The organism is Planctomycetota bacterium (genome assembly GCA_026387035.1).
Classification (GTDB): domain Bacteria; phylum Planctomycetota; class Phycisphaerae; order FEN-1346; family FEN-1346; genus JAPLMM01.
In genome coordinates, this window is the sequence record JAPLMM010000288.1 from 1 (window position 1) to 4,183 (window position 4,183).

A 4,183-nucleotide genomic window follows, 5' to 3' on the forward strand; every position below is an offset into this window, starting at 1 on the left:
CCGGCCGCCTACTCGGCCATCATCCGCGGCGCGGCCTGCTACTGCGAAAAGCCCCTCACGCACGGCATCTGGGAGGCCCGCACCCTGGCCGAGGCCACCCGCAAGCACAAGGTCCCCACTCAGATGGGCAACCAGGGCCACGCCAACGAGGGCAACCGACGCGTGGTCGAGTGGATCCGCGCCGGCGTCATCGGCGACGTCAAGGAGGTCCACACCTGGACGAACCGGGCCGGCTCGGTCTGGCCGCAGGGCAAACTCGGGCCCTTCAAGGAAGGCCCGGTGCCCGAGAACCTCAACTGGGACGCCTGGCTCGGCGTCGCCCCCGAGAAGAAGTTCTTTGTGAACGAGAAGGGCGAGAGCCCGGTCGCCCCGTGGAAGTGGCGCGGCTGGTTCGATTATGGCTGCGGCGCCGTGGGCGACATGGGCTGCCACACCTGGGACTGCGTGTGGTGGTCGCTGGACCCGCGGGCTCCGCTGTCGGCCGAGCCCATCAGGGTGGTGGACCTGGGGACCGACACGTTCCCGAGGCAGATGCTCGTGAAGTGGGAATTCGGCCCCAGCGCCGCCGACTCGCCGTTCAAGCGGCCCGGCTTCACCGCGTACTGGTACGAATCGGGCCTGAAGCCCGAGGTGCCCGATGAGATCAAGAATGACGACGCCTTGGCGGCCGACAAGCGCCAACTGCCCGGCACCGGCAGCCTGTTCATCGGCACCAAGGGCAAACTCGTTGTGGAAGGCGACTACGGCGACCGGCTGCACCTCATCCCGACCGCCAGGATGAACGAGTTCAAGAGCGGCCAGATGAAGACCATCGAGCGCATCCCCAACTCCATCGGACACCGCGAGGAACTGCTTGTCGCCTGCCGCGGCCAACAACCGTGGGACTATCCGAAGTCCAACTTTACCTACGCCGGCCCGCTGGTCGAGGCCATGAACCTGGCCAACGTGGCTGTCCGCGTCCCCGCCGGGACGCCGCGCAAACCCAAACGCCTCTACCGCCGACGCGCCGAACTCATGGAATCCTTGGTGCGCGAATACTTCGCCCACAACAAGTGAGTGATTGAGGTGCGCGAGCAGTGTGCCGCTTCGCCGTTCGCCGATGGGGTGAGGGGTCCCGCCAGGCGCCTACAGCAACCGCACGAACTCCTCGCGCGCGAGGCCCGCCTGCTCGAGAATCGCCCGCAGCGTCCCGTGAGGAATGTCCTTGCCCTGCGGCACGATGACGAGTCGCGGGCGCCCCGACGAATCCATGCGATAGAAGGCGCGGTGACTTCCTTTGCCTCGGTCCGGCGCCTCCACGAACCCCGCCCGGCGAAGGGCTTGGACGACCTGACGTGACGACAGCGAGGGAAGTTTGACCATGGCTTTAGACAGCCACTTCCAGAGGAGTCGTGTAGCGCTCCTTCATCTCCAGCGACGGCCGGATCTCATTCAGAATGCCCAGTTTCCGCGCATTCGCGATCCAGAGTTCCACAGCCTCTTGAAGCGCTTCGCGCGCGGCCGCCGGCGTCTTGCCGTAAGAAGCCACTCCGATCTCCGGGCACCGAGAGACGAACTGTTTCCCCTCGCGCCAAATAACCGCCGTCAGATGCAATACCTTGGCCATGACACACACCTCCTTCGTGTGTATCATACTCGGTGACCTCCGGAGAGCAAGCCCTAATCGGGCGATCGCGCCCGCGCCCCTCGCCTTGACGCACCCCGCTTCCACGCCTACCATGGTCCGAGGAAAGGGCAGGGCGGCTTGCGCGCACTCATCGCCATCCCGGTCTATAACGAGGAAAAGCACCTCGAGCGGGTCCTCGCCGAGGTCGTCAAGTATTCGCCCGAGGTCCTCGCCGTCAACGACGGCTCCACGGACCGTAGCGCCGAGATCCTCGACGCACACCCCTTCGTCGAGGTCCACCACCACGAGACGAACGAGGGCTACGGCCAGAGCCTCCTCGACGCCTTTCACATCGCCGCCTGCCGAAACTTCGATTGGATCGTCACCCTCGACGCCGACGAGCAGCACGACCCCGCCGCCATCCGCGTCTTCCTCGACGAGGCCGCGCGCGGCCAGGCCGACGTTCTCTCCGGCTCGCGCTACCTTCCCCAGTCGCTTCGCGAGACGCCCGTCCCCGAAGAACGCCGCGCCATCAACGTCCTCATCACCCAGGTCCTCGCCCGCGCGACGCCTTACCGCCTGACGGATGCGTTCTGCGGGTTCAAGGCCTACCGCGTCGCGGCCCTTGCGCGTCTGAACCTGACGGAGACGGGCTACGCCATGCCGCTTCAGTTCTGGATCCAGGCGGCGCGGGCGGGCCTGCGCGTCCGCGAGATTCCCATCACGCTCGTCTACGTGGATCCGTCGCGGCACTTTCGCGGCGGCCTGGACGACCCGCGCCGGCGCCTTCGCCTTTACCTCGACGTCTTGGACCGTGAACTCGTGGCCTGGGCGGCCGAAAAGGGCGCCTGCGCGGGGGTCGCCTGATGAGCCCCATCGAGCGCCGGCGATTGCGTGTGCCCCGCGGTGACCGGCAGGCGCTCATCCGCCCCGAGCCCGCGGCGCTCCCGGCCCTCGTCCGGCGTAACTCCCGCCTGCTGGCCTCCTACCGCTTCGACCTGGCTCCCGGCGCGCCGGGATTCCGTGAGTTTCGCGCGGCGGCGAGGGCCGAGGTCCTCGCCCTCGCGCGCCGCTACGCCGCGCGCTGGAATTTTTCCGCCCCCGAGTGGCGCGAGCCGATGCCGGTCATCCTTTCCGGCCATCAGCCTCGGCCGTTCCATCCCGGCGTCTGGATCAAGAACTTCCTGGCGGGCGAACTGGCGTCGGCGGCCGGCGGCGTCGCGCTGAACCTCAACGTCGACAACGACGAGGCCCATGCCCAGCGGTTCCGCCTGCCGGCGCGCGGGGCCTCGGACCTGGCGGTCGGCGAGGAAGTCCGCACCGTTGAGGTCGAGTTCGCCCCCCACGCGCCCGGCCTCCCGTTCGAGGAACAGCCCGCGAGTCTCGGCGAAGCGTTCGTCGTCGGGCGACGGCGGTTGGAGGAAAGGCTGGGCCTGGCGAACCTGGAACTGCCTGTCTCGGCGCTTTCCGACACATCGGCGTTTCTCTTGTTTGTGGCCGCGATGCTCCGGCGGTGCGAAGACTTCTTTGCCGCCTACAACGACGCGCTCGCCGAGTTCCGGCGCGTGTACCGCGAGCGGAGCCCCGCCCAGCCCGTGCCGGACCTCGCGCGTGACGGACGACGCATCGAACTCCCCTACTGGGTCTGGCGCGCGGGCGAGCCGCGCCGGCGCCTCTGGGTCGAGCCGATGCCTGGGGGCGGCCTGGCGCTCGCCGCCGAGGACGAACCCGTCGGACGCCTCGGCCCGGCGGACCTGGCGGACCCGGCCGCTGGCGCCGAGCGGCTCGCGGGCCTTCGCCGAAGCGGCTGGAAAATTCGCCCCCGCGCGATTTCGATGACGCTCTTCGTCCGCCTGGCGGTGGGCGACGTTTTCATTCACGGCGTCGGCGGGGCGCTCTACGACCAGATCACCGACGCGATCATCGAGCGTCTGTTCGGCGTCCGTCCGCCGGAAATCATTCTTGCCTCGGCCACGGTCCATTTGCCGCTCGAAACTTTCCCCGCGACTCCCGCGGACCTCTCGGCCGCGCAGCGGGCGGTCCGCGATTGGCGTTACAACCCCGACCGGATGCTGCCCGAGCGCGCCCGCCGGGGCGGCGAGGCCAAGGCGCTCATCGAGGAAAAGAAACGACTCGTCGCGACGCGCGGGGCGACGCGCGACGAACGTCGGCACGTCTGGCAGCGCGTGCGAGAGATCAACGGGCGGCTCCTCGCCCTCGCGCCGGAGCAGCCCGACGCCGCCCGAGAAGAACTTCATCGCATCCAACGCTACGCGCGGTACAATGATATTCTTAGGAACCGTGAGTTTCCGTTTTGCCTGTATCCGCCGGAGGATCTGGCGGCGTTTTACCGGGGGGCGTCGCGCATCGCGCGATGAAACGAGGAGCGCCCCATGATCCAACTGGCCTTCAGCACGAATGCGTACACGAAACATCGGCTGGCGGAGGCGTGCGAGCGGATCGCCGCGGCCGGATACCGCGCCGTCGAGATCCTCGCCGATGCCCCCCACGCCTACCCGGGCCCGGAACTTGCCGCAACCGGCAAACGCCTGGCCGAACGCGTCCGCTCGCTGGGCC

General features: G+C 68.3%; 6 protein-coding genes. 4 read left to right on the forward strand and 2 right to left on the reverse strand.

Annotated elements, in window-relative coordinates; all coding sequences use genetic code 11:
* Positions 1-1,056 (forward strand): hypothetical protein (locus tag NTX40_11065; protein ID MCX5649614.1); only part of this gene is annotated, 1,056 nt, incomplete at its 5' end.
* A 69-nt stretch (positions 1,057-1,125) separates the two neighbouring features.
* Here the strand turns inward: NTX40_11065 and NTX40_11070 are convergent.
* Both NTX40_11070 and NTX40_11075 read right to left on the reverse strand, forming a co-directional pair.
* Positions 1,126-1,362 carry a type II toxin-antitoxin system HicA family toxin gene (locus NTX40_11070; GenBank protein MCX5649615.1) on the reverse strand — a complete coding sequence of 79 codons (237 nt, stop codon included), beginning with the start codon at positions 1,360-1,362 and terminating at the stop codon, positions 1,126-1,128.
* Between the two features lie 4 nt (positions 1,363-1,366).
* Positions 1,367-1,606: a type II toxin-antitoxin system HicB family antitoxin gene (locus tag NTX40_11075; protein ID MCX5649616.1), complete on the reverse strand. Its 240-nt coding sequence runs from the start codon at positions 1,604-1,606 to the stop codon at positions 1,367-1,369.
* A 138-nt stretch (positions 1,607-1,744) separates the two neighbouring features.
* On the opposite strand from NTX40_11075, the gene NTX40_11080 reads away from it, so the two are divergent.
* From NTX40_11080 to NTX40_11090, 3 genes are all read left to right on the forward strand, one after another.
* Positions 1,745-2,473: a glycosyltransferase family 2 protein gene (locus NTX40_11080; protein ID MCX5649617.1), complete on the forward strand. Its 729-nt coding sequence runs from the start codon at positions 1,745-1,747 to the stop codon at positions 2,471-2,473.
* Positions 2,473-3,984 carry a hypothetical protein gene (locus NTX40_11085; GenBank protein MCX5649618.1) on the forward strand — a complete coding sequence of 504 codons (1,512 nt, stop codon included), beginning with the start codon at positions 2,473-2,475 and terminating at the stop codon, positions 3,982-3,984. Before NTX40_11080 ends, NTX40_11085 begins: the two co-directional genes overlap by 1 nt.
* Before the next feature lie 15 nt (positions 3,985-3,999).
* The coding region (locus NTX40_11090) for a sugar phosphate isomerase/epimerase (GenBank protein MCX5649619.1) at positions 4,000-4,183 on the forward strand (184 nt) is incomplete at its 3' end.